The 23579-nt window shown below is 60.5% G+C and carries 18 protein-coding genes and 5 tRNA genes; 17 read left to right on the top strand and 6 right to left on the bottom strand.

What is annotated here, in order from left to right; all coding sequences use genetic code 11:
- The first annotated feature begins 142 nt into the window (after positions 1-142).
- Complete coding sequence (locus tag JNO50_RS17910) at positions 143-1933, top strand: PglL family O-oligosaccharyltransferase (protein WP_189532122.1); 1791 nt, start codon at positions 143-145, stop codon at positions 1931-1933.
- Between the two features lie 32 nt (positions 1934-1965).
- Here JNO50_RS17910 and JNO50_RS17905 read toward each other — a convergent pair whose 3' ends face one another.
- The 5 genes from JNO50_RS17905 to ftsY form a co-directional block, all read right to left on the bottom strand.
- Positions 1966-2415, bottom strand: coding sequence for a hypothetical protein (locus tag JNO50_RS17905; protein ID WP_189532124.1), 450 nt, complete (start codon positions 2413-2415; stop codon positions 1966-1968).
- Positions 2416-2529: 114 nt separating this feature from the next.
- Positions 2530-3393: an RNA polymerase sigma factor RpoH gene (gene rpoH, locus JNO50_RS17900; RefSeq protein WP_189532126.1), complete on the bottom strand. Its 864-nt coding sequence runs from the start codon at positions 3391-3393 to the stop codon at positions 2530-2532.
- 136 nt (positions 3394-3529) lie between these two features.
- Entirely contained in the window at positions 3530-4438 is a 909-nt protein-coding gene (gene ftsX / locus JNO50_RS17895) for a permease-like cell division protein FtsX (protein WP_189532128.1), read from the bottom strand.
- Positions 4435-5088: a cell division ATP-binding protein FtsE gene (gene ftsE, locus JNO50_RS17890; protein ID WP_189532131.1), complete on the bottom strand. Its 654-nt coding sequence runs from the start codon at positions 5086-5088 to the stop codon at positions 4435-4437. Before ftsE ends, ftsX begins: the two co-directional genes overlap by 4 nt.
- A 21-nt stretch (positions 5089-5109) precedes the next feature.
- Positions 5110-6213, bottom strand: a complete 1104-nt coding sequence (gene ftsY, locus JNO50_RS17885) for a signal recognition particle-docking protein FtsY (protein ID WP_189532133.1) — start codon at positions 6211-6213, stop codon at positions 5110-5112.
- A 296-nt stretch (positions 6214-6509) separates the two neighbouring features.
- Between ftsY and rsmD the strand changes: the two genes are divergently transcribed.
- The 16 genes from rsmD (at position 6510) to rpoC (ending at position 21178) form a co-directional block, all read left to right on the top strand.
- Complete coding sequence (gene rsmD / locus JNO50_RS17880; protein ID WP_189532135.1) at positions 6510-7097, top strand: 16S rRNA (guanine(966)-N(2))-methyltransferase RsmD; 588 nt, start codon at positions 6510-6512, stop codon at positions 7095-7097.
- A gap of 67 nt (positions 7098-7164) precedes the next feature.
- A complete protein-coding gene (locus JNO50_RS17875; RefSeq protein ID WP_189532138.1) occupies positions 7165-7416 on the top strand; it encodes a YfhL family 4Fe-4S dicluster ferredoxin in 252 nt (83 codons plus the stop codon).
- A 140-nt stretch (positions 7417-7556) separates the two neighbouring features.
- Positions 7557-7641 (top strand) — tRNA-Tyr (locus JNO50_RS17870).
- A gap of 51 nt (positions 7642-7692) precedes the next feature.
- A tRNA-Gly gene (locus tag JNO50_RS17865) sits at positions 7693-7766 on the top strand.
- Positions 7767-7788: 22 nt separating this feature from the next.
- Positions 7789-7863, top strand: a tRNA-Thr gene (locus JNO50_RS17860).
- Positions 7864-7901: 38 nt separating this feature from the next.
- Positions 7902-9092, top strand: coding sequence for an elongation factor Tu (tuf, locus tag JNO50_RS17855; protein WP_215796421.1), 1191 nt, complete (start codon positions 7902-7904; stop codon positions 9090-9092).
- 11 nt (positions 9093-9103) lie between these two features.
- Positions 9104-9179: transfer RNA gene (locus JNO50_RS17850), tRNA-Trp, on the top strand.
- Between the two features lie 66 nt (positions 9180-9245).
- Positions 9246-9599 carry a preprotein translocase subunit SecE gene (gene secE / locus JNO50_RS17845; RefSeq protein ID WP_189536852.1) on the top strand — a complete coding sequence of 118 codons (354 nt, stop codon included), beginning with the start codon at positions 9246-9248 and terminating at the stop codon, positions 9597-9599.
- A 2-nt stretch (positions 9600-9601) separates the two neighbouring features.
- Positions 9602-10135, top strand: a complete 534-nt coding sequence (gene nusG, locus JNO50_RS17840) for a transcription termination/antitermination protein NusG (RefSeq protein ID WP_189536855.1) — start codon at positions 9602-9604, stop codon at positions 10133-10135.
- Positions 10136-10237: 102 nt separating this feature from the next.
- Positions 10238-10669, top strand: a complete 432-nt coding sequence (rplK, locus tag JNO50_RS17835; RefSeq protein ID WP_189536856.1) for a 50S ribosomal protein L11 — start codon at positions 10238-10240, stop codon at positions 10667-10669.
- A gap of 1 nt (position 10670) precedes the next feature.
- On the top strand, positions 10671-11366 hold the full coding sequence (gene rplA, locus JNO50_RS17830; RefSeq protein ID WP_189536858.1) for a 50S ribosomal protein L1: 696 nt from the start codon (positions 10671-10673) through the stop codon (positions 11364-11366).
- A gap of 160 nt (positions 11367-11526) precedes the next feature.
- Positions 11527-11601, top strand: a tRNA-Thr gene (locus JNO50_RS17825).
- Between the two features lie 93 nt (positions 11602-11694).
- The gene (gene rplJ / locus JNO50_RS17820) at positions 11695-12189 is read left to right on the top strand and encodes a 50S ribosomal protein L10 (protein WP_189536860.1); all 495 of its coding nucleotides are present in this window, start codon (positions 11695-11697) and stop codon (positions 12187-12189) included.
- A 36-nt stretch (positions 12190-12225) separates the two neighbouring features.
- Positions 12226-12597: a 50S ribosomal protein L7/L12 gene (rplL, locus tag JNO50_RS17815; RefSeq protein WP_189536862.1), complete on the top strand. Its 372-nt coding sequence runs from the start codon at positions 12226-12228 to the stop codon at positions 12595-12597.
- A 157-nt stretch (positions 12598-12754) separates the two neighbouring features.
- Positions 12755-16930, top strand: coding sequence for a DNA-directed RNA polymerase subunit beta (gene rpoB / locus JNO50_RS17810; protein ID WP_189536864.1), 4176 nt, complete (start codon positions 12755-12757; stop codon positions 16928-16930).
- 54 nt (positions 16931-16984) lie between these two features.
- Entirely contained in the window at positions 16985-21178 is a 4194-nt protein-coding gene (gene rpoC, locus JNO50_RS17805) for a DNA-directed RNA polymerase subunit beta' (RefSeq protein ID WP_189536865.1), read from the top strand.
- 79 nt (positions 21179-21257) lie between these two features.
- On the opposite strand, the gene JNO50_RS17800 is transcribed toward rpoC, so the two are convergent.
- Positions 21258-23558, bottom strand: coding sequence for a ricin-type beta-trefoil lectin domain protein (locus tag JNO50_RS17800; protein ID WP_189536867.1), 2301 nt, complete (start codon positions 23556-23558; stop codon positions 21258-21260).
- Positions 23559-23579: the final 21 nt, after the last annotated feature.

Raw genomic sequence — 23579 nt, 5'->3', positions numbered from 1 at the left:
GCGAACCCACTGCGCCCCCTTGGTGGGGCGCTTTTGCTTTCCCCACCACGAATCCCCGGGATTTTGACGGAGCGGAGTACTTCCCGACGGGGTATTGGGGTATCCTTCACGGCTGATTCGTAATAAGAAAACTCGCTCCGTCATGAACTGGAAATCTCTGTCGCTCGGGCTCTCGCTGCTGCTGTGGTGCCTGGTCGCGATCATACCCTTCGCGTCGCGCACCCATTACCTGCCCTTGCCGCAATGGTGGGGGGAGATGGAAACCGTGTGGTTCGCGCTAGGCTCCCTGCTTTTTGCGTTGCCGCTACGCGAAGCGCTCAACCGGTTGCCGCGCGCCGCGATCTGGTGCCTGATGCTGGGGCTGGTCTGGGCGCTGCAACCCTGGCTTGTTCCCGTTCTGTTTCCCGGACTCAATACCGTCACGGCATTGGCCTGGTGCGTATTGGCCCTGCTCGCGCTGGCCGGCTCGACGCTGCGCGAGGAACTGGGCAACGGCGAGTTGACCATATGGCTCGCCCGCGCGCTGATGGCGGGCGCGCTGGTGCAGTCGCTGATCGGTCTTGCCCAGGTGACCGGTCTTGCCGAATTGAGCAATGGCATCCTGTTTTACGATTCCGAGCATCCCACCACCAATATCTTCGGTCATATCGGCCAGCGCAACCAGTTCGCGCACTATCTGATGTGGGGCATGCTCGCCGGGGTGTTCCTGCGCTCGGTGAACCGCCTGGGCAAATTGCCTTTCCTTGCGTGGACGCTCTGGTTGTCGGTGATGCTCGCTTTCGCGGGGTCGCGCACGATTCTGCTCTATGTGTTCGCCGTGGCCGCGGTGGCCCTTGTCTGGCACTTGCGCATCCGCAGCGAGGCGTCGCGGCGGATGCTGAACGGCATGCTGCTGGCGAGCCTGGCGATCATTCTGGTGCAGTTCGCGTTGCCGATGGTCAACCACCTGGTGTCCTCCCTGCTGCACAAGAATGTCGGTGTGGCCAGCGGGATGGAGCGACTGGCCGCGAACGGCGACGATATGGCTTCGCGCCGCTTTGCCGAAATGCACAAGGCCTGGCTGGTGTTCCGCGCCCACCCATGGTGGGGCACCGGCTGGTCGCAGTTCGCCAGCCAGAGTGTCGAATTGCAAACCTTGCCCGAGTTCGCCAAAGCCGGTTTCAACAGCGGCCTGTTCACCAATGCCCATAATCTCGTGCTTCAGTTGCTGGCCGAAATGGGCGGCGTAGCCACGGCCATCGTGCTGGGCGGTTTTGCCTGGTCTGTCTGGCCGTATTTCTCCGAGCGCGCCGAAGTGGAGGGGTTTCTGCCACTGGCCTGTCTGTCGGTGAGCGCTATCCACAGCATGCTCGAATATCCGCTCTGGTATCTGTATTTCCTGGCGATGGTGGTCGTGTTCGTGTCGCTGGCTCCGGGGCGGCAAATGCGCGCGGGCCTGCCGATCAAAGCCATGCTGGTCGCTTTGTTGCTGGTCCTCATGGGTGTTTCGGCGATGGCCTACGCTCCCTATCGCGAGCTGGTGAACCTTTACACGCCAACCGAGAATGGCGCGAAGGATGCCCAACGCGTTGAACGTCTGACAACGCTGATTCGCGAGCGTCCCCTGTACGCGTACCATGCCCTCTATACGCTGGACAATTATCTGGAGGGCACGTCCGAGAACCTTGGCGTGAATCGCCAATGGGTCGATCTGATGGCCGCGATTCGACCGTATCCGGATGTGCTGCTGAAAAAAGCCAAGCTGGAAGCGCTGGCGGGTGAGGGCGCCAAGGCCCGTGCCACGCTCGGTCTGGCGCTGGCCTCGTTTCCGACCTATGCCCGCTACTACATCGAAGAGCTGAGCGACGGCCCTCCCGCCTTCGGTCCGTTGCTGCGGCAGGCACACGAGGGATGGGAGCGCTTGCCGGAGAAATACAAGAAAACCACTGACTGACGGGGGCCCCTGCGTCGATAGTCTTGCTTTAGTCAGTCGTTGCCGCGCAGTTGGGCGCGCAGCAGCAAAAGCAGGTGGGCGGAACTGAAGTGCGGATAAAGCCGATCGGCTTCCCCTGCCTCGACCAGTTGCCGGATGGTATCCTGCCAGAGCGTTGCCCTGCTGGATGCGGACAGCGAGACCAGATGCAGGGTCGGACTGTGCTCTAGCGCGCCGGCAAGGCGGTTGCGTTCCTCGGTGGCCAGATCGCGCAGCAGCGCGGATATCTGCAGCGGGTCGGGGGCCGGACGCTCCTGCTGGTCGTTCATCAGTAACGACGCGCGGAACACCTCCATCGCGTTCAGTACCGCCGGGTCCAGGTGGCCCGCTTCGCCTGGTTCGGCGTCAAGGGCAAAGATGAACTTGCGCAGGGCGATGGCGGCGAGGACGCGCGCCATGTCCTGGAACTGGCGGCTCAGTTGTGCTGTGGGAAGACCTTGCATGATGATCGTCTCTCCTTGAGAAAACGCTCATCGTATCGGTGTGGCTGGCGCGCTCCCATCGGAGGACTCCGAAACCCGGTGGGCAAAGAAAAAGGCTCCCGGGGGAGCCTTTTGTCAGTCCAGAAGGACAGTGCCTTCCGTTAGCGCCGTTTTCATTCGCGTCAGCGCCTTGGCTTCGATCTGGCGGATGCGCTCCGCCGACACACCGAATTCCGCGGCCAGTTCGTGCAGGGTCGCGCCGCCATCGTCGGCCAGCCAGCGCGCCTCAACGATTCGCCGGCTGCGCGGATCCAGCACGGAAAGGGCATGTTCCAGGCCTTCGGTCTGCATCGTGTCGAATGCCTTGCGTTCGAGCATGCGGGTCGGTTCGGCATCGGCATCGGCCAGCCAGTCGATCGGGGCGAATCCCTCGTCGTCGCCATCATCGGCGACGAGCGCGATGTCCTGCCCGGACAACCGGGTTTCCATTTCCAGCACTTCTTCGCGCTTGACGCCAAGATTGTCGGCGATCGCCTGGGCTTCGCTATCGGTCAGCGCGGAGAAGCCCCGCTTCATGCTGCGCAGATTGAAAAACAGCTTGCGCTGCGGCTTGGTGGTCGCGATGCGAACCAGACGCCAGTTGCGCAGGATGAATTCGTGAATTTCCGCCTTGATCCAGTGCACGGCGAAAGAGAACAGGCGCACGCCGCGATTGGGCTCGAAACGCTTGACCGCCTTCATCAGTCCGATATTGCCTTCCTGGATCAGGTCGGCCTGCTGCAGTCCGTAGCCGTTGTAGCCGCGCGCGATCGAAACGACGACGCGCAGGTGCGAGAGTACCAGCTTGCGCGCCGCTTCCAGGTCGTTTTCCTGGTTGTAGCGGACAGCCAGTTCGTTCTCTTCCTCGGCAGTCAGCATCGGTACGCTGTTCACGGCCTGAATGTACTGTTCCAGGCTACCGCTGGACGACGGGACGGGCAAAGTAAACGTAGCGTTCATGAGTCAAACTACCTCCTTGGTGGGTAGAGCAATCTTAGCACTCGTATTAGTCGAGTGCCAGAAGGGAAAGTTTCCCTGCCCGGAGTATTTTTCTATCGGTGCTGTAGCGGGAAACTATCCTGGTGCCAGTCGGGAGTCAGCGGGGTTCCAGTTGGCGCAGGTGATGGCCGGTGGCCAGTCGTGCGCCGAGCATGGCCAGCGCCGCGGCGGCGGCCACGACGATTGCCAGCTCGCCCGCGCTAAGAGGCTGCAAATCCACCCTCTCATTATATAGCTGCGCGAACTCGGCCAGGGCTGGGTTGGCGATGGCGACCAGCCACAGTGTCAGTCCCCAGGCGATCAACGCCGCGAGCACGCCCTGCCAGAAGGCGTGATAAAGGAAGGGGCGTCTGATGAAGCTGTCGGTGGCGCCGATGAGTTTGGCGACCTCGATTTCATCCTTCCGCGCCAGGATCTGCATGCGGATGGTGTTGTGGGTGATGATGATCAGGGCGATCCCCAGTACCGAGGCGAGGAAGACTGTCAGTTTCTTGCCGAGCTCGACCATGCCGTACAGGCGCTTGGCCCAGTGGGCGTCGAACTGCGCGGTTTCCACCATGGGCAGCCCCGACAGTTCCTTTTGCAGCATCTCAAGCTCCGCCGGCTCCAGCGTGGACGGTGTCACGACAAAGGCGTCCGGCAGCGGATTGCTCTCCAGCCCCTCGGTCAATCCGCTCAGCCCGTTGCGGTTTTCCATGTCCTTGAGCGCCTGCTGTTTGCTGATGAACTCGTAACGCTTGATGCGCGGGTGCTTGCGCAGTGTACTGTTCACCGCGGCCAGATCGGCGTCTTCGGCCGACATCTCCATGAACAGGGTGATCTGGGGTGTGGCGCTCAGACGACCGACCCAGGCCTGCAGGCTGTTCACGCCAAGGTACAGGGTCAGCGGCAGGGCCAGCGCGACCGAGAGCATCAGCAGGTTCAACAGGCTGCCGAAGGGTTGGCGCACAATCCGGGAAAACGCGCTCGACGCGCTTTGCCAGTGAAGGTAGAGAAAGTGTTTCATGCGGCGAACTGTCCTTCCCTCAGGCGAATGATTCGGCGGCCGTAGTCTTCCATCAGGGTTTCGTCATGGGCGGAAATCACGACCGAGACCCCCACCTGGTGGAAGGATTTGAACAACTCCATGATGTCGAGCGCGTAGGCGCGGTCGAGGTTGGCCGAAGGCTCGTCGGCCAGCAGGATGGTTGGACGGTGCACGACGGCCCGGGCGATGCACAGGCGCTGCTGCTCTCCGCCGGAGAGACGGACTGGCATCATTTTTTCCTTGCCGAGCAGGCCGACCTTGTCGAGTGCGGCGCGCACCCGGCGGGCCGCATCGCGCCGCTCGAAGCCGATGATGTCCAGCGGCAGCATCACATTGTCGAACACACTGCGGTCATAAAGGATCTTGTGATCCTGAAAAACGATGCCGATGTGCTGGCGAACGAAGGACAACTGGCTGGAGCGCAGCTTGCTCAGGTTCTGGTTGTTGACCAGCACGCTGCCGCTGGTGGCCCGTTCGATGCCCGCGATGAGCTTGAGCAGCGTTGATTTGCCAGCGCCGGAGTGACCGGCGAGGAAAACCATTTCCCCCGTTCCGATCGAAAAGGAAAGCTGTTTCAGAGCTTCGTTGCCGCCAGGGTAACGCTTGGTCACCTGATCAAACTGGATCATGACTGTCCGTCCTCGTTGTTGTCAGTCGAACAGGGCATCGACATAACTCTTGGCATCGAACGGCCGCAGATCGTCGATACCTTCGCCCACCCCGATGAACCGCAGGGGAATCGGACGTTGCTTGGCGATGGCGGCGATCACTCCGCCCTTGGCCGTGCCGTCGAGCTTGGTGAGAATCAGGCCGGTCAGACCGAGCGCATCGTCGAAAACCTTGACTTGACTGATGGCGTTCTGGCCGATGTTGGCATCCAGCACCAGCACGATCTCGTGCGGCGCGTCGGGCAGCGCTTTCTGAATGACGCGCTTGACCTTCTTGATCTCTTCCATCAGATGCAGTTGGGTCGGCAAGCGGCCTGCCGTGTCTGCCAGCACGATATCGATACCGCGCGCCTGGGCCGCCTTGATGGCGTCAAAGCAGACCGCGGCGGCGTCGCCACCCTCCTGGGCGATGACGGTCACATTGTTGCGTTCGCCCCAGGCGATCAGTTGCTCGCGAGCGGCGGCCCGGAACGTGTCGCCGGCGGCGAGGAGCACGCTTTTGCCCTGCGACTGGAAGTATTTGGCGAGTTTGCCGATCGAGGTGGTTTTGCCCGCGCCGTTGACGCCGGCCATCATGATCACGAACGGTTTGCGTCCCTGGGTGTCGAGGGGCTTTTCAAGGGGCTGGATCAGCTCGGTCAGCGATTCTTTGAGCGTTTCCTTCAACTCGGCGGCATCCTTGAGTCCTTTGAGCGAAACGCGTTCGCGCACATCCCCGAGCAGGTGCACGGTAGCGTCTATCCCCATGTCCGCCGTCAACAGAACCGTTTCCAGCTCCTCATAGAGCTCTTCGTCGATCTTGCCCCCTCCGAACAGACCGGCCAGCTGTTTGCCCAGACGGTCGCGGGTCTTGGAGAGTCCGGCCTTGAGGCGCTGAGTCCAGCTCATTGTCTTGAGGGGGGCGGGAGTGTCGTTTTCGGCGGGCGTCCCGGGGTCCTCTGTGTGCGTGGACGGCGCAGGTTCGGCATCACCGGGGGGCGCGGCTTGATCTGCCGGTTCGGCGAAGGTGTCGATGCCCGTCTCGTCGGAGGCCGGAATGTCGGCGGTATCGGCGGGTTTGGGTTTTTTCTTGAAGAAACTGAACATGCGTAACCTGAATCAGCCAGTTAAGGGGTGAAATATGGAAATTGTATCCTTTAAATCGCTTTACGGGCAGGCGGACATCCTTCGCGGGCAACGTTGCGGGTCGTTGTCACGGTGTCGCTGGCTGGGGCGCAGCCTTGCACGGGATAGGGGAGCGGTAAAGCGACAGAAGAAAAACTATAGTGAAAATAATGAGTTGGCGTTGCCGGAAGACGACAGACTGGAGGAAAATAACGGGAATTGAGGCGCACGGCCGGGCTTCGCGGTAAACTCTCAGGTTCGTTTTTTCAGTGACGATCATGAGTCAGCAACGCAATAAAGTCAGAATCATCGCCGGCGATTACCGTCGACGGCTGCTACCGTTTCCCGATTCGGAGGGGCTGCGTCCGACGCCGGACAGGGTGCGCGAAACCCTGTTCAACTGGCTGGGGCAGGATATGGCGGGCCGCCGTTGCCTCGATCTGTTCGCCGGCAGCGGCGCGTTGGGCTTTGAGGCGGCATCACGTCGGGCCCGGCAGGTGGTCATGGTCGAAAAGTCGCGCAAGGTGGCCGATAGCCTGCGGCAGAACAAGGCGTTGCTGGGCGCCGCATCGATCGACGTGGTGGGGATGGATGCGCTGATGTACCTGAAAACGGTGCATCAGGCATTCGATGTCATCTTTCTCGATCCGCCCTACGGCTCCGACTTGCTCATCCAGGTGCTGCCATTGCTGGGCGGTCTTTTGTCCGAGGATGGCGTGATCTATTTCGAGGCGCGGCAGTGGCCCGGGCTGGAAGGGTTCGAACTGCTGAGACGGGACAAGGCCGGCGCTGTGCATTACGGGCTTGCCCGGCGCGCGCGGGCAAGCGCCGAAACCCGATCTTTATCTAATGATATAACGGGGTGATGTTGCCGCCTTGTCATCCCCGGTGACAAAATCAGTACCAAGGCAAATTAAGCAAAGGAATTTCAGCATGGCTTTGATGATTACCGACGAATGCATCAATTGTGATGTGTGCGAACCGGAATGCCCGAATAGCGCGATCTCGCAAGGCGAGGAAATCTACGAAATCAATCCCGACCTCTGTACGCAGTGCGTGGGGCACTATGACGAGCCGCAGTGCCAGCAGGTCTGTCCGGTCGATTGTATCCCCCTCGATCCGTCGCACCAGGAGGATCAGGATCAGCTCTACCAGAAATATCTGAAGATATCCGCCAAGTCCTGAAACGGATAAGGTACTGATGTCAAAGGAAACGCCTGGTTAACGCCGGGCGTTTTCCTTTTCGGGGATAAAAAAACGGCAAATAATTCCATTGAAGGTGTTGACACTCAACGGGTGCTTCTATAAGATTCGGGTCTCTTTCAGGAGGGATTCCCGAGCGGTCAAAGGGATCAGACTGTAAATCTGACGGCTCAGCCTTCGAAGGTTCGAATCCTTCTCCCTCCACCAGAATATTAAAGCGTCTTGGCGGCTGCGGTGTTGTGAGCCGAGGTCGTAGAGGCGGGTGTAGCTCAATGGTAGAGCAGAAGCCTTCCAAGCTTACGACGAGGGTTCGATTCCCTTCACCCGCTCCAAGCGTTAGATGCCTGTTATAAGGCCCATGTAGCTCAGGGGTAGAGCACTCCCTTGGTAAGGGAGAGGTCGGCAGTTCAATTCTGCCCATGGGCACCATCGCTTAAACTTTGTTTTCGGATTCAGGGAATTTTGCCATGGCTAAGGAAAAGTTCGAGCGGACAAAACCGCACGTAAACGTCGGCACCATCGGTCACGTTGACCATGGTAAAACCACGCTGACCGCCGCTATCACCACGATTCTGTCGAAGAAATTCGGTGGCGAAGCGAAAGACTACTCGCAGATCGACAGCGCGCCGGAAGAAAAGGCCCGCGGTATTACCATCAATACCGCTCACGTTGAGTACGAAACGGCTTCGCGCCACTACGCTCACGTTGACTGCCCGGGTCACGCCGACTACGTGAAGAACATGATTACCGGTGCCGCTCAAATGGACGGCGCGATTCTGGTGTGCTCGGCCGCTGACGGTCCGATGCCGCAGACCCGCGAGCACATCCTGCTGGCTCGTCAGGTAGGCGTTCCGTTCATCATCGTGTTCCTGAACAAGTGCGACATGGTGGATGACGAAGAGCTGCTGGAACTGGTGGAAATGGAAGTGCGCGACCTGCTGTCGTCGTACGATTTCCCGGGCGACGACCTGCCTATCATCAAGGGCTCGGCTCTGAAGGCGCTGGAAGGCGACCAGTCCGACATCGGCGAACCGGCGATCTTCCGCCTGGCCGACGCGCTGGACAGCTACATCCCGACGCCGGAACGCGCGATCGACAAGCCGTTCCTGCTGCCGATCGAAGACGTGTTCTCGATCTCCGGCCGCGGTACCGTTGTGACCGGTCGTGTTGAGCGTGGCGTGATCAAGGTCGGTGAAGAAATCGAAATCGTGGGCATCAAGGCCACCGCGAAGACGACCTGCACGGGCGTTGAAATGTTCCGCAAGCTGCTGGACCAGGGTCAGGCAGGCGACAACGTCGGCGTACTGCTGCGCGGCACGAAGCGTGAAGAAGTCGAGCGCGGTCAGGTACTGGCCAAGCCGGGTTCCATCACCCCGCACACCAAGTTCACCGGCAGCGTGTACATTCTGTCGAAGGAAGAGGGCGGTCGTCACACTCCGTTCTTCCAGGGCTATCGTCCGCAGTTCTACTTCCGTACGACCGACGTGACCGGTTCGGTTACGCTGGAAGAGGGCGTGGAAATGGTAATGCCGGGTGACAACGTAACCTTCGCCGTGGAACTGATCGCTCCGATCGCCATGGAAGAAGGCCTGCGTTTCGCCATCCGCGAAGGTGGCCGTACCGTCGGCGCCGGTGTAGTATCCAAGATTGTTGCTTGAGTAAGGTTTAAAGGCCAGTAGCTCAATTGGTAGAGTATCGGTCTCCAAAACCGAGGGTTGGGGGTTCGAGACCCTCCTGGCCTGCCAATTAAGACTAACCGGCGCGCAAGCGCCGGTTGGTCTTTTGTCGCATACGCGCAAGAGAAAAACCGCATGGAAATGCAAGACAAAATCAAGCTCGCCCTCGCGGCGCTGATCGTGATCGCCGGGGTTGCCGGCTTTTACATGATTCCGGAGGCGCATGGCCTGTTGCGTCCCGCGGCGTTCGCCGCGAGTCTGGTCGCCGGAGCCGGTATTGTGTGGTTGTCGCGTCCCGGCAAGGACTTCGTGCTATATGCGCAGGAGTCTGTCGCCGAAGTGAAGAAGGTCGTTTGGCCCTCCCGCAAGGAAGCGCAGCAGATCACCCTCATGGTGGCGCTGTTCGTGTTTGTGCTTGCCCTGTTCATGTGGCTGGTCGACTCGGGTCTGACCTGGCTGGTTTATGACGTTCTTCTGGGTCGAGGCTGATCATGGCAAAACGCTGGTATGTAATTCACGCCTATTCGGGTTTTGAGAAGAGCGTGCAAAAGGCGCTGCGCGAACGTATCGATCGCAGCGATGTGGCCGACCTGTTCGGTCAGGTGCTTGTTCCGGTCGAAGAAGTGGTGGACATGAAAAATGGCCGCCGTTCGATCACCGAGCGCAAGTTTTTCCCGGGCTACGTGCTCATCGAGATGGAAATGACCGATGACACCTGGCACCTGGTGAAGAGTACTCCCAAGGTCACCGGTTTCATTGGCGGTACCGCCAATCGTCCGGCTCCCATCTCCAAGCGCGAAGTCGACGCCATCATGCAGCAGATGCAGGAGGGCGTGGAGAAGCCGAAGCCGAAGGTTCTGTTCGAGGTGGGTGAGCGCGTCCGTGTTACCGACGGGCCGTTCAACGACTTCAACGGTTCGGTGGACGAAGTCAACTACGAACGCAACAAGCTGCGTGTTTCGGTGCAGATCTTCGGTCGTGACACACCCGTCGAGCTCGATTTCAGCCAGGTTGAGAAAATCTGATCTTTCGGCTTGGCGTTTTCATGGAAGGGTAGTATAATCGTGCCCTTTCGTCTGGGAAGCGCCGCGCTGCGGCGCGCTATACCCGCTTTAGGAGTCTAAATCGTGGCAAAGAAAATTGTCGGCTATGTAAAGCTGCAAGTGCCCGCCGGTAAGGCGAACCCCTCGCCGCCGATCGGCCCGGCCCTGGGTCAACGTGGCCTGAACATCATGGAATTCTGCAAGGCGTTCAACGCCCAGACTCAAGGCATCGAGCCGGGTCTGCCGATTCCTGTTGTGATCACCGCCTACGCGGACAAGTCCTTCACCTTCGTGATGAAGACCCCGCCCGCGTCGATCCTGCTGAAGAAGGCCGCCGGCATCCAGAAGGGCAGCTCCCGCGCCAACACCGAAAAGGTGGGCAAGGTGACTCGCGCCCAGCTGGAAGAAATCGCCAAACAGAAGCAGCCGGACCTGACCGCTGCCGACCTCGACGCCGCCGTGCGCACCATCGCCGGCTCCGCTCGTTCGATGGGTCTGAACGTGGAGGGTGTGTGACATGGCCAAGCTTTCCAAGCGTCTGCAAGATCTGAACGCCAAGGTTGACCGCAACAAGCTGTACGCGGTTGACGAAGCCCTGAACATGGTCAAGGAAGCCGCCACCGCCAAGTTCGACGAGTCGATCGATATCGCCGTCAACCTCGGCGTGGATCCGCGTAAGTCCGACCAGGTTGTTCGTGGTTCCGTGGTTCTGCCGCGCGGCACCGGCAAGTCCGTTCGCGTAGCCGTATTCGCCCAGGGCGCCGCCGCTGACGCAGCTCGCGAAGCCGGTGCCGAAGTCGTCGGCTTCGATGACCTCGCCGAGCAAGTCAAGGCCGGTCAAATGGACTTCGACGTCGTTATCGCCGCTCCGGACGCCATGCGCGTTGTCGGTCAGCTGGGCCAGATCCTCGGCCCCCGTGGCCTGATGCCGAACCCGAAGGTCGGCACCGTGACCCCGAACGTCGCCGAAGCCGTCAAGAACGCCAAGGCCGGTCAGGTTCAGTACCGTACCAGCCGTGACGGTATCGTTCATGCCACGATCGGTCGCGCATCCTTCGATGCCGCCGCTCTGCGCGAGAACCTTGCCGCACTCGTTGACGCCCTGGTCAAGGCCAAGCCGGCCGCCGCCAAGGGTGTTTACCTGAAGAAAATCGCCGTATCCAGCACCATGGGTGTTGGCGTACGCGTCGACGTCAGCTCCGTCACCGCCTGAGTGACGGGGTCGGCAGGCTAGTCCTGCCAAGGCTTTGGGCCGGCAACCCTTTCGAGGGTTGCCGGATTGTCAAAGACCGCAGGTGCCGCAAGGCTTAATGGCTGGAAACAGCGTCCTGCGCAGATGGTGTACCCTAAAGAAGGCTTCAATCGTCTTGAAGGCCCATGTAGCTCAGGGGTAGAGCACTCCCTTGGTAAGGGAGAGGTCGGCAGTTCAATTCTGCCCATGGGCACCACTTCACGACACCGTATTCTGATGTCTCCTGAACAGGTCGCCGCTGCAAAGCGAAACGGGACTTCCCGTTTCTTTTCAGTCTAGGAGGATGACCTTGAGTCTTAATCTCGAAGATAAAAAGGCGGTCGTGGCCGAGGTAGCTGCCCAACTGGTAGATGCCCAGACCCTCGTCGTCGCCGAATATCGCGGTATCGAGGTTGGCAGCATGACCAAGCTCCGTGCCCAGGCGCGTGAGCAAGGTGTGTACCTGCGTGTCGTCAAGAACACGCTGGTGCGCCGTGCTGTGGAAGGCACGCCGTTCGCCGGTCTGGCAGACCACATGGTCGGCCCGCTGGTTTACGCGATTTCCGCAGATCCGGTTGCTGCAGCCAAAGTACTGCATCAATTCGCCAAGGCTGACGACAAGATCGTCGTCAAGGCAGGTTCTTACAACGGTAACGTTCTGAACGCCGCTCAAGTTGGTGAGCTGGCCTCGATCCCGAGCCGCGAAGAACTGCTGTCCAAGCTTCTGTACGTCATGCAAGCTCCTGTTGCCGGCTTCGCCCGCGCACTGGCCGCTCTGGCGGAGAAGCAAGCCGAAGCCGCTTAACTTATTTGACTTATCCCGAATTCAGGAGATTTTCACATGGCTATTACCAAAGAAGACATCCTCGAGGCCGTTGCCGGTCTGACCGTTATGGAACTGAACGACCTGGTTAAGGCGTTCGAAGAGAAGTTCGGCGTTTCCGCCGCTGCCGTTGCCGTTGCCGGCCCGGCCGCTGGTGGCGCTGCCGCCGCTGAAGAGAAGACCGAGTTCGACGTTGTTCTGACCGCCGCTGGCGACCAGAAGGTCAACGTGATCAAGGTTGTCCGTGCAATCACCGGTCTGGGCCTGAAAGAAGCCAAGGACATGGTTGACGGCGCTCCGAAGACCGTCAAGGAAGGTGTCGCCAAGGCTGAAGCCGAAGACATCCTCAAGCAACTGACCGAAGCCGGTGCTAAAGCTGAAATCAAATAATCTTCCCTGACAGAAGATGTACGAGGCTGGCGGAGTAATCCGCCAGCCTTATTGCGCTTGTGATTGGCCGAAACAAAGAAGGTAAAAGCCAGCAATTATTGCGCGCATGGCTGCTGACTTTTGGTTTCTTGCGCCACCCCACCTCGATGGAGACTCTATGAGTTATTCGTTTACTGAGAAGAAGCGTATTCGCAAGAGCTTTGCGAAGCGTGCCAGTGTTCTCGATGTCCCATTCCTGTTGGCGACCCAGATCGATTCGTACTCCGAGTTCCTGCAGCTCGGAGCGCCGCTCGATCAGCGCAAGGATGTTGGTTTGCAGGCAGCGTTCAAGTCGATTTTCCCGATCGTCAGCCACAATGGCTACGCACGTCTAGATTTTGCACACTACATTCTTGGCGAACCGCCGTTTGATATGCAGGAATGTCAGCTTCGTGGCATTACTTATGCCGCTCCGCTGCGCGCCCGTATTCGCCTGACGATCTTCGACAAGGAATCGTCCAAGCCGGTCGTCAAGGAAGTGCGCGAGAACGAAGTCTACATGGGCGAGATTCCGCTCATGACGACCAACGGTTCCTTCATCATCAACGGTACCGAACGTGTCATCGTCAGCCAGCTGCACCGCAGCCCGGGCGTGTTCTTCGAGCACGACCGCGGCAAGACGCATTCTTCGGGTAAACTGCTGTTCTCTGCCCGCGTGATTCCTTACCGCGGTTCGTGGCTCGACTTCGAGTTCGATCCGAAGGACCTGCTGTATTTCCGTATCGACCGTCGTCGCAAGATGCCGGTGACCATCCTGCTCAAGGCCCTGGGCTACTCCGAGGAACGCATCCTCGAAGAGTTCTACAGCTTCGACACGTTCTACCTGAGCAAGAACGGCGTCTTCATGAAGGTGGTGCCGGAGCGCCTGAAAGGCGAGGTGGCCAAATTCGACATCGTCGGTACCGACGGCAAACTGATCGTCGCCAAGGACAAGCGGATCACCGCGAAGCACATCCGCGATATCCAGACCTCGGAGCTTGACCGTATCGAAGTCCCGGCCGACGCCCTCTTGGGCAAGGTTCTGGCCCGTGCCGTGGTGAACACCGATACCGGCGAGGTTCTGGCCCGCGCCAACGACGAAATCACCGAAGAAATCCTGGCCAAGCTCGCGCTGACCGAGGTTTCGGAAGTGGACGTGCTGTTCACCAACGATCTGGATCAGGGCGCCTATATCTCGCAGACGCTGCGCGTGGACGATATCCAGGACCAGCTGCAGGCCCGCGTCGCCATCTACCGCATGATGCGTCCTGGCGAACCGCCGACGGAAGACGCGGTCGAGCAACTGTTCCAGCGCCTGTTCTTCAGCGAAGAAACCTACGATCTATCGCGCGTGGGCCGCATGAAGTTCAGCTCCCGGACCTATCAGTACAAGTTCGACGACAAGACCCCCGAGTGGTTCAAGACGCTGATCGGCGAAACCTTCGCACCGCGTCGCGATGCGGTCGAAGCGACCCTGTCCACCGAGGACATCGTGTCCGTGATCGCCATCCTGACCGAGCTGCGCAATGGCCGTGGCGAAGTCGACGACATCGATCACTTGGGCAACCGCCGTGTGCGCTCGGTGGGCGAATTGGCTGAAAACCAGTTCCGCGCCGGCCTTGTGCGCGTTGAGCGCGCGGTGAAGGAGCGTCTGAACCAGGCCGAGTCCGACAATCTGATGCCGCACGACCTGATCAACGCCAAGCCGGTCAGCGCCGCCATCAAGGAGTTCTTCGGTTCGAGCCAGCTGTCCCAGTTCATGGACCAGACCAACCCGCTGTCGGAAATTACCCACAAGCGCCGTGTTTCGGCTCTGGGCCCGGGCGGTTTGACCCGCGAACGCGCCGGCTTCGAAGTGCGCGACGTGCATCCGACCCACTATGGCCGCGTATGTCCGATCGAAACGCCGGAAGGTCCGAACATCGGTCTGATCAACTCGCTGTCCGTCTATGCGCGCACCAACCAGTTCGGCTTCCTGGAAACGCCGTATCGCAAGGTGATCGACGGCAAGGTGACCAACGAGATCGACTACCTGTCGGCCATCGAGGAAGGCCGCTATGTGATCGCCCAGGCGAACGCGGAGCTGGACGAGGAAGGCCGTCTGATCGATGAACTGGTTACCTGCCGCGAAAAGGGCGAAACCATTCTGGCGACACCGGATCGCGTTCAGTACATGGACGTGGCGACCGGTCAGGTGGTCTCCGTGGCCGCCTCGCTGATTCCGTTCCTCGAGCATGACGACGCGAACCGTGCCTTGATGGGCGCCAACATGCAACGTCAGGCCGTTCCCTGCCTGCGCCCGGAAAAGCCGTTCGTCGGCACCGGCATCGAGCGTTCCGTCGCGGTCGACTCGGGCACCACCGTGGTGGCCCGTCGTGGCGGCGTGGTCGATTTCGTCGACGCGAACCGTGTGGTTGTGCGCGTCAACGACGATGAGGCGACGGCTGGCGAAGTCGGTGTGGACATCTACAACCTGACCAAGTTCACCCGCTCGAACCAGAACACCAACATCAACCAGCGTCCGGTTGTGAGCGTTGGCGACTCCATCGCCCGTGGCGATGTGGTGGCGGACGGCGCCTCGACCGACCTTGGTGAACTGGCGCTCGGTCAGAACATGACCATCGCCTTCATGCCGTGGAACGGCTACAACTTCGAGGACTCGATCCTGATCTCCGAGAAGGTCGTGGCCGAAGACCGCTACACCTCGATCCATATCGAGGAACTGTCGGTCGTTGCGCGCGACACCAAGCTCGGCCCCGAGGAAATCACCCGCGATATCCCGAACCTGTCCGAACGCATGGCGGGCCGTCTCGATGAGGCCGGCATCGTGTACATCGGCGCGGAAGTCGAAGCCGGTGACGTGCTGGTGGGCAAGGTCACGCCGAAGGGCGAAACCCAGCTGACCCCGGAAGAGAAGCTGCTGCGCGCGATCTTCGGCGAGAAGGCTTCCGATGTGAAGGACACCTCGCTGCGCGTACCGACCGGCATGACCGGCACGGTTATCGACGTACAGGTCTTCACCCGCGAGGGAATCGAACGCGACAAGCGCGCGCAGTCGATCATCGACGCCGAACTGAAGCGCTACCGTCTGGACCTGAACGACCAGCTGCGGATTTTCGAGAACGACGCGTTCAGCCGTATCGAACGCCTGATCCTCGGCAAGATCGCCAATGGTGGTCCGAAGCGTCTGGCCAAGGGCACCGAGATCGACGTCGCCTACCTGGACGGCCTGCCGTCCAAGCATGACTGGTTCGATATCCGCATGAGCGATGAAGACATCGCCAAGCAGCTCGAACTGATCAAGGAAAGCCTCGCGCAAAAACGCGAAGAATTCGATCTCAAGTTCGAAGACAAGAAGCGCAAGCTGACCCAGGGCGACGAACTGCCCCCGGGCGTGCAGAAGATGGTCAAGGTTTACCTTGCCGTCAAGCGCCGCCTGCAAGCCGGTGACAAGATGGCCGGCCGTCACGGTAACAAGGGTGTGGTTTCCCGCATTCTGCCGATCGAAGACATGCCGTACATGGGCGACGGGCGTCCGGTCGACATCGTGCTCAACCCGCTTGGCGTACCGTCGCGGATGAACATCGGCCAGATTCTCGAGGTTCACCTCGGATGGGCCGGCAAGGGCATCGGCGAGCAGATCGACCGCATGCTCAAGGAGCAGCGCGCCGTGGGCGATATCCGCTCCTATGTCGAGCGCGTCTACAACGATACGGGCAAGAACGAACAGATCGCGGAGTTGTCGGACGACGATATCCTGTCGTTGGCGGAAAACCTGCGCCGCGGCATGCCGTTCGCGACGCCGGTCTTCGACGGCGCCAAGGAAGCCGAGATCAAGCACATGCTGGATCTGGCCTATCCCGACTCCGATCCGCTGACCGGCCAACTGGGTTTCAATGAGTCCAAGACCCAGATGACTCTGTACGATGGTCGCACCGGTGAGGCATTCGACCGCAAGGTCACCGTCGGCGTGATGCACTATCTGAAGCTGCACCACCTTGTCGATGACAAGATGCACGCGCGTTCGACCGGTCCGTACTCGCTCGTGACCCAGCAGCCGCTGGGCGGTAAGGCGCAGTTCGGCGGCCAGCGTTTCGGCGAGATGGAAGTGTGGGCTCTGGAAGCCTACGGCGCCGCTTACACGCTGCAGGAAATGCTGACGGTGAAGTCCGACGACGTGACCGGCCGTACCAAGGTTTACGAAAACATCGTCAAGGGCGAACACAAGATCGATGCCGGCATGCCGGAATCCTTCAACGTACTCGTGAAGGAAATCCGCTCGCTGGGCCTCGACATGGACCTGGAACGCTATTGATTAAGGGAGTGAAGCCGCGGCAGGCGCCGCGGCCTCCCTCCGACTGGAGACGCAATGAAAGCACTGCTCGATCTCTTTAAGCAAGTTACGCAGGAAGAAGAGTTTGATGCGATTAAGATCGGCATCGCCTCGCCCGACAAGATCCGTTCCTGGTCCTACGGTGAGGTCAAGAAACCCGAGACCATCAACTACCGGACCTTCAAACCCGAACGCGACGGCCTGTTCTGCGCGCGTATTTTCGGGCCGGTAAAGGACTACGAGTGCCTGTGCGGCAAGTACAAGCGCCTCAAGCACCGCGGCGTGATCTGCGAGAAGTGCGGCGTGGAAGTGACCCTGTCCAAGGTCCGCCGCGAACGCATGGGCCACATCGAGTTGGCCAGCCCCACCGCGCACATCTGGTTCCTCAAGAGCCTGCCGTCGCGTCTTGGCATGGTGCTGGACATGACGCTGCGCGACATTGAGCGCGTATTGTATTTCGAAGCCTTCGTGGTGACCGATCCTGGCCTGACCCCGCTGCAGCGCCGTCAGCTTTTGACCGAGGAGGATTTCCTCGATAAGGAAGACCAGTACGGTGAAGAGTTCCGCGCGATGATGGGCGCGGAAGCCGTTCGCGAACTGTTGCGCAGCCTCGACCTTAACGGCGAGATCGAAACCCTGCGCCGCGAGCTGGAAACCACCGGCTCGGATACCAAGATCAAGAAGATCGCCAAGCGTCTGAAGGTGCTCGAAGCCTTCCTGCGCTCCGGCATGAAGCCGGAATGGATGATCCTTGAAGTTCTGCCGGTGCTGCCGCCGGAACTGCGCCCGCTGGTTCCGCTGGACGGCGGCCGCTTCGCGACCTCCGATCTGAACGATCTGTATCGCCGTGTCATCAACCGGAACAACCGTCTGAAGCGTCTTCTGGAGCTGCGCGCGCCGGACATCATCGTGCGCAACGAGAAGCGCATGCTGCAGGAATCGGTCGACTCGCTGCTGGACAACGGTCGCCGCGGCAAGGCCATGACCGGCGCCAACAAGCGTCCGCTCAAGTCGCTGGCCGACATGATCAAGGGTAAGGGCGGTCGCTTCCGTCAGAACCTGCTGGGTAAGCGCGTGGACTACTCCGGTCGTTCCGTGATCACCGTGGGCCCGACCCTGCGTCTGCACCAGTGCGGTCTGCCGAAGAAGATGGCCCTCGAGCTGTTCAAGCCGTTCATTTTCCACAAGCTGGAAGTGATGGGGCTGGCGTCCACCATCAAGGCGGCCAAGAAACTGGTCGAGCAGGAAGTTCCGGAGGTTTGGGACATTCTCGAAGACGTGATCCGTGAACACCCGGTACTGCTCAACCGTGCGCCGACGCTGCACCGTCTGGGTATCCAGGCGTTCGAACCGGTGCTGATCGAAGGCAAGGCCATCCAGCTGCATCCGCTCGTCTGCGCGGCATTCAACGCCGACTTCGACGGTGACCAGATGGCCGTTCACGTTCCCCTGTCGCTCGAGGCGCAGATGGAAGCCCGCACGCTGATGCTGGCGACCAACAACGTACTGTCCCCGGCCAACGGCGAACCGATCATCGTGCCGTCGCAGGATATCGTGCTGGGTCTTTATTACATGACCCGCGATCGCGTCAATGGCAAGGGCGAAGGCATGGTGTTCGCCGACACCAAGGAAGTGCACCGCGCCTACGAAACCCGTCAGGTCGAGCTGGCTACCCGCATCACCGTGCGCCTGAAGGAGTGGGAGAAGGACGACCAAGGCGAATTCCAGCCGGTCATGAAGCGTTACGAGACCACCGTCGGCCGTGCGCTCCTGTCGGACATTCTGCCCAAGGGCTTGCCGTTCGAGCACATCAACAAGGCGCTGAAGAAGAAAGAGATCTCCAAGCTGATCAACGTATCGTTCCGCCGCTGCGGCATTCGCGATACGGTCATCTTCGCCGACCAGCTGATGTACACCGGTTTCAGCTTCTCGACCCGCGGCGGCATCTCGATCTGCGTGGACGACATGCTGGTTCCGACGCGCAAGAGCGACCTGCTCTCCGACGCGCACAAGGAAGTCAAGGAAATCGAGGAGCAGTACCGCCAAGGTCTGGTGACCCAGGGCGAGCGCTACAACAAAGTGGTCGACATCTGGGGCCGCACCGGCGACAAGGTCGCCAAGGCGATGATGGACGAACTGTCCAAGCAGAAGGTGCTCGATCGCGAAGGCAAGGAAGTCGATCAGGAATCGTTCAACTCGATTTACATGATGGCCGACTCCGGCGCCCGGGGTTCCGTGGCGCAGATCAAGCAGCTGGCCGGTATGCGGGGCCTGATGGCCAAGCCGGACGGTTCGATTATCGAAACGCCGATTACCTCGAACTTCCGCGAAGGCCTGACGGTATTGCAGTACTTCATCTCGACCCACGGTGCCCGTAAGGGTCTGGCGGATACCGCGTTGAAGACCGCGAACTCCGGTTACCTGACCCGTCGTCTGGTGGATGTGACCCAGGATCTGGTCGTGGTGGAAGACGATTGCGGCACCACGAACGGCTTCACCATGAAGGCCGTTCTGCAAGGTGGTGATGTCATCGAAGCGCTGCGCGACCGTATTCTCGGCCGCGTGACCGCCATCGATGTGGTCGATCCGTCCACCGGGGAGACGGTGATCGAAGCCGGCACGTTGCTCGACGAGCATCTTGTCGATATGGTCGACAACCTCGGTATCGACGAGGTGAAGGTTCGCACCGCGATCACCTGCGACACCCGTTATGGTCTGTGCGCCAAGTGCTACGGCCGTGACCTCGGCCGCGGCAAGGAAGTGAACTCCGGCGAAGCGGTCGGTGTGATCGCCGCCCAGTCGATCGGTGAGCCGGGTACCCAGCTGACCATGCGTACCTTCCACATCGGTGGTGCCGCTTCGCGTAATGCCGCTGCCAGCCAGGTGGAAGCCAAGTCCAATGGTACGGTGCGTTTCTCCAGCCAGATGCGCTATGTGACCAACACCAAGGGCGAGCTGATCGTGATCACCCGCTCCGGCGAAGTCGTCATTCACGACGATATCGGCCGTGAGCGCGAACGTCACAAGGTACCGTACGGCGCGACCCTGCTGGTGACCGATGGTCTGTCCCTCAAGGCCGGCCATGTGCTCGCGACCTGGGATCCGCATACGCGTCCGATCATTACCGAGTACGCTGGCCGCGTGAAGTTCGAGAACGTCGAAGAAGGCGTTACCGTGGCCAAGCAGACCGACGAAGTGACCGGTCTGTCGACGCTGGTCGTTATCGATCCGAAGCGCCGTGCCGGCACCCAGTCGAAGATGCTGCGTCCTCTGGTGAAGCTGCTCGACGACTTCGGCAACGAAGTGAAGCTGGCCGGTTCCGAGTCTTCGGTATCGATCACCTTCCAGGTTGGCGCGATCATCACCGTCAAGGACGGCCAGGAGGTCGGCAAGGGTGAGGTTCTGGCGCGTATTCCGCAGGAAACCACCAAGACCCGCGATATTACCGGTGGTCTGCCGCGTGTGGCCGAGCTGTTCGAAGCCCGTTCGCCGAAGGATGCCGGCATGCTGGCCGAAGTCACCGGTACGGTCTCGTTCGGTAAGGACACCAAGGGCAAGCAGCGTCTGATCATCACCGATCTGGAAGGCAACGGTTACGAAAACCTGATTCCGAAGGACAAGCACGTGCTGGTTCACGACGGTCAGGTGGTGAACCGCGGCGAACTGATCGTCGACGGCGCGGTCGATCCGCACGACATTCTGCGCCTGCAGGGTATCGAGGCGCTGGCCCGCTATATCGTCCAGGAAGTGCAGGAGGTGTATCGCCTGCAGGGTGTGAAGATCAACGACAAGCACATCGAGGTGATCATTCGCCAGATGCTGCGCCGTGTGGTCATCAGCGACTCGGGCGATACCGACTTCATCACCGGCGAACAGGTCGAGCGCGCGGAAGTGCTGGAGACCAACGACCGCATGATGGCCGAAGGCAAGGAGCCGGCTCACTACGAGAATGTCCTCCTTGGTATCACGAAGGCATCGCTGTCGACCGACTCGTTCATCTCCGCGGCGTCCTTCCAGGAAACCACGCGCGTGTTGACCGAAGCGGCGATCATGGGCAAGAAGGACGACCTGCGTGGCCTGAAGGAAAACGTCATCGTTGGCCGACTGATCCCCGCCGGTACCGGCCTGGCTTACCATCGCAATCGTCGCCGCAATACGCTGGGCGTCGACTCGGCTCCGGAACACCTGTTCCAGCAGCCGGCGACCGAAGGTGTGGAAAGCGACGAATAAGTCCGCATCGCAGACAGGAAAACGCCGTTCCTCCGAAAGGAGGAGCGGCGTTTTTTTTACCCTATGGCGGGCCGTCCGCTCACTGTCCGGGCTTCCACAACAGCGTGTGGGTGTAGTTCGCCGGATCGAACTCGTCGAAGTACACACTACCCTGCTCGTTATAGCGAATTCCCATCGAAGGCGTTTGACGGTTTTCAAGTCGCTGGTTTCGGTAATTCCAGCGCATCGCCGCGCCGTTTGCGCATCGCCGCATTAATGCGAAGCCGCGGGTGGGCGACTCGCTATCCAGGCAGTAACCCGGCAGGCCGGCGCTGGCGAGCTTGCCGGCAGCATCGAGCTCCCAACGTTGCAGCGCCGAGCCGGTGCAGGTTTGCATGGACAGGTAACGCGTCCCGGAAAGCCTTGCCGGGCCGTACGGATCGACCGTGAGGCACTGGCCGGTCGCCCTGGTCAACAAGCCCTTGCGCGACGCCGCCTGTGGTACGGAAGCGGGACGAGTCCCGGACGCCATGATCGACGGAGGAGTCCGGACGAAGGGAGTGGGTGCCGGGTGTCCCGGGCTTGAACCGGACGCGCCGGGCTTCGATTCATTCCGGCCCTGGCCGCGGCTGGCCGGCGATGCTCGCCAGACAAAGTCGAACTGCGGGCACTGGGTCAGCATGTTCAGGACAACAGGGCCGGCTGGCAGCTTGCGCATTGCATGTCCGGTATGCGCAACGCTGCGCAAATGTGCGCCATCGAAGTGCCATTGCTGGCGGGCGTCGCCACTGCATGGCTCCATCCGGATATCCTGGTTGCGGATATCGCCACCCAGGCAGTAGCCGGGCAGCGACTCGCTGCGCAACCGCCGTGAACCGTCCAGCTTCCATTCCTGCCGCGGTGAAGCGTTGCAGTATTGCATCGAAATGTCCCAATGGGGACTGTTGGGGCGATTGCGCATCACGCTCAGGCAGCGGTGACCCGTCGTGTCGGACAACCGGCCGGTGTACTGACGATCCGGTACGGGAGGCGGAGGTGCGGTCGCGCCTTCCGGGTGCCAGTTAAGAAAGTTGGAAGCCGGGGTCCCGGACCATCCTGTCCCGATGAGACCGTCCCTGACACTTATGATGGCAAGCGGCAGGTTCATCGCGACGGGATTGCGAAGCCGTCCCGCGTCGAGGTTCCATCGTTGTATTCCTCCTCCGTTGCAGGGCTGCATGACCGTCTCTCCCGCGCCTGCGACAAATCCCCCCAGGCATTGATCGGGTCCGAGACTGGTGTTGCGCAGTTTGCCGTCCTTGCCCAGATACCAGCGCAAAGAGGGTCGCCCATCGCAGTGTTCGAGCCGGGTTTTCTGATAATCGTCCTCGAATCCGGGCAATTTCACCGATGAAATGCCGAGGCAGCGCTGGCCAGTGCTGTCGCGGATCAGGCCGCCTTGCCCGGGCAGGGCGGCGTTCCCTTCCGGTGGAGTGCGGGGACGGGGAGGAAGGACCTGGGGGTAAGGGGAGCGTGGCGTGGCGGGCATGCCCGGAATGCCTGGCGATGACGGGAGCCGTCCGACCCCCGGTTGTTCGGGAACGACACGTTGCGCCGCTTCCGGATAGAGTTGGGCAAGGCCGCGGATATCGCCGGGCGAGAGCGCGTTACGCGATAATGTGCGGTTACTGTGGCCGCTTTCCATTGTATAACCGCTTCGGTAATGCATGACGGAGTTGATGTCGTATGGAGTCAGCTCGCGTGTACCCGACTCATGAACCCATTGCGAACTCCATTTGTAAAAAGGCGAGGGGCGGATGTACGTGTCACGGTCGGCGCGCTGATGCTCGTGAATCAGGCCAAGTATGTGGCCGAGTTCATGAAGATTCGAGTTCATGTCGCCCGCGCAGCCGTGGGTCATGTATATATTGCGGGCGTCGTGGGCCATGCCAAGGTAGGTGTAGCAGGCGTCGATGCTTGTGTTCAGGCGAATGTAGCTGCCATGGCCGTTTCTCGGAATGAACCGTATGCCGGTTTTTTCCTCGTAGTGACGGATGGCTTGCTCGAACATCTGTTTTCCGCTCTCGGGATAGTCGCGCGAGAACTCATAGGGCACGATGCCGCGAGGCCAGGTTCTGACAAAATGCGCGGTCGCTGCGTGCACCTCGCCATTGGCGGATTTATCCGGCGCGCCGACATGAAAACTGGGTACACCCTCGGCGCGGACGCTATCCCATTCGCCGACGATGATATCGTCGACAAGCGCATGAGCGCCAATCACACGCACGGTGACGGGCGTCAGGCTGGATTGCAACCATGATGTTTCATGACGGATGGGCGAAGGGTGGGCGGCCTGCGCATGGACGGTGGTGATGAAGGTGGCTCCAGCCAGGAGGCATGTCAGTGGACCGTGATGGGCCATAATGAATCTTCCCTTTGAAGA

This window comes from Paludibacterium paludis (genome assembly GCF_018802605.1).
In the GTDB taxonomy this organism is placed as follows: domain Bacteria; phylum Pseudomonadota; class Gammaproteobacteria; order Burkholderiales; family Chromobacteriaceae; genus Paludibacterium; species Paludibacterium paludis.
Note: the sequence above shows the minus strand (reverse complement) of the source record. Positions and strands in the feature narration are given on the sequence as shown.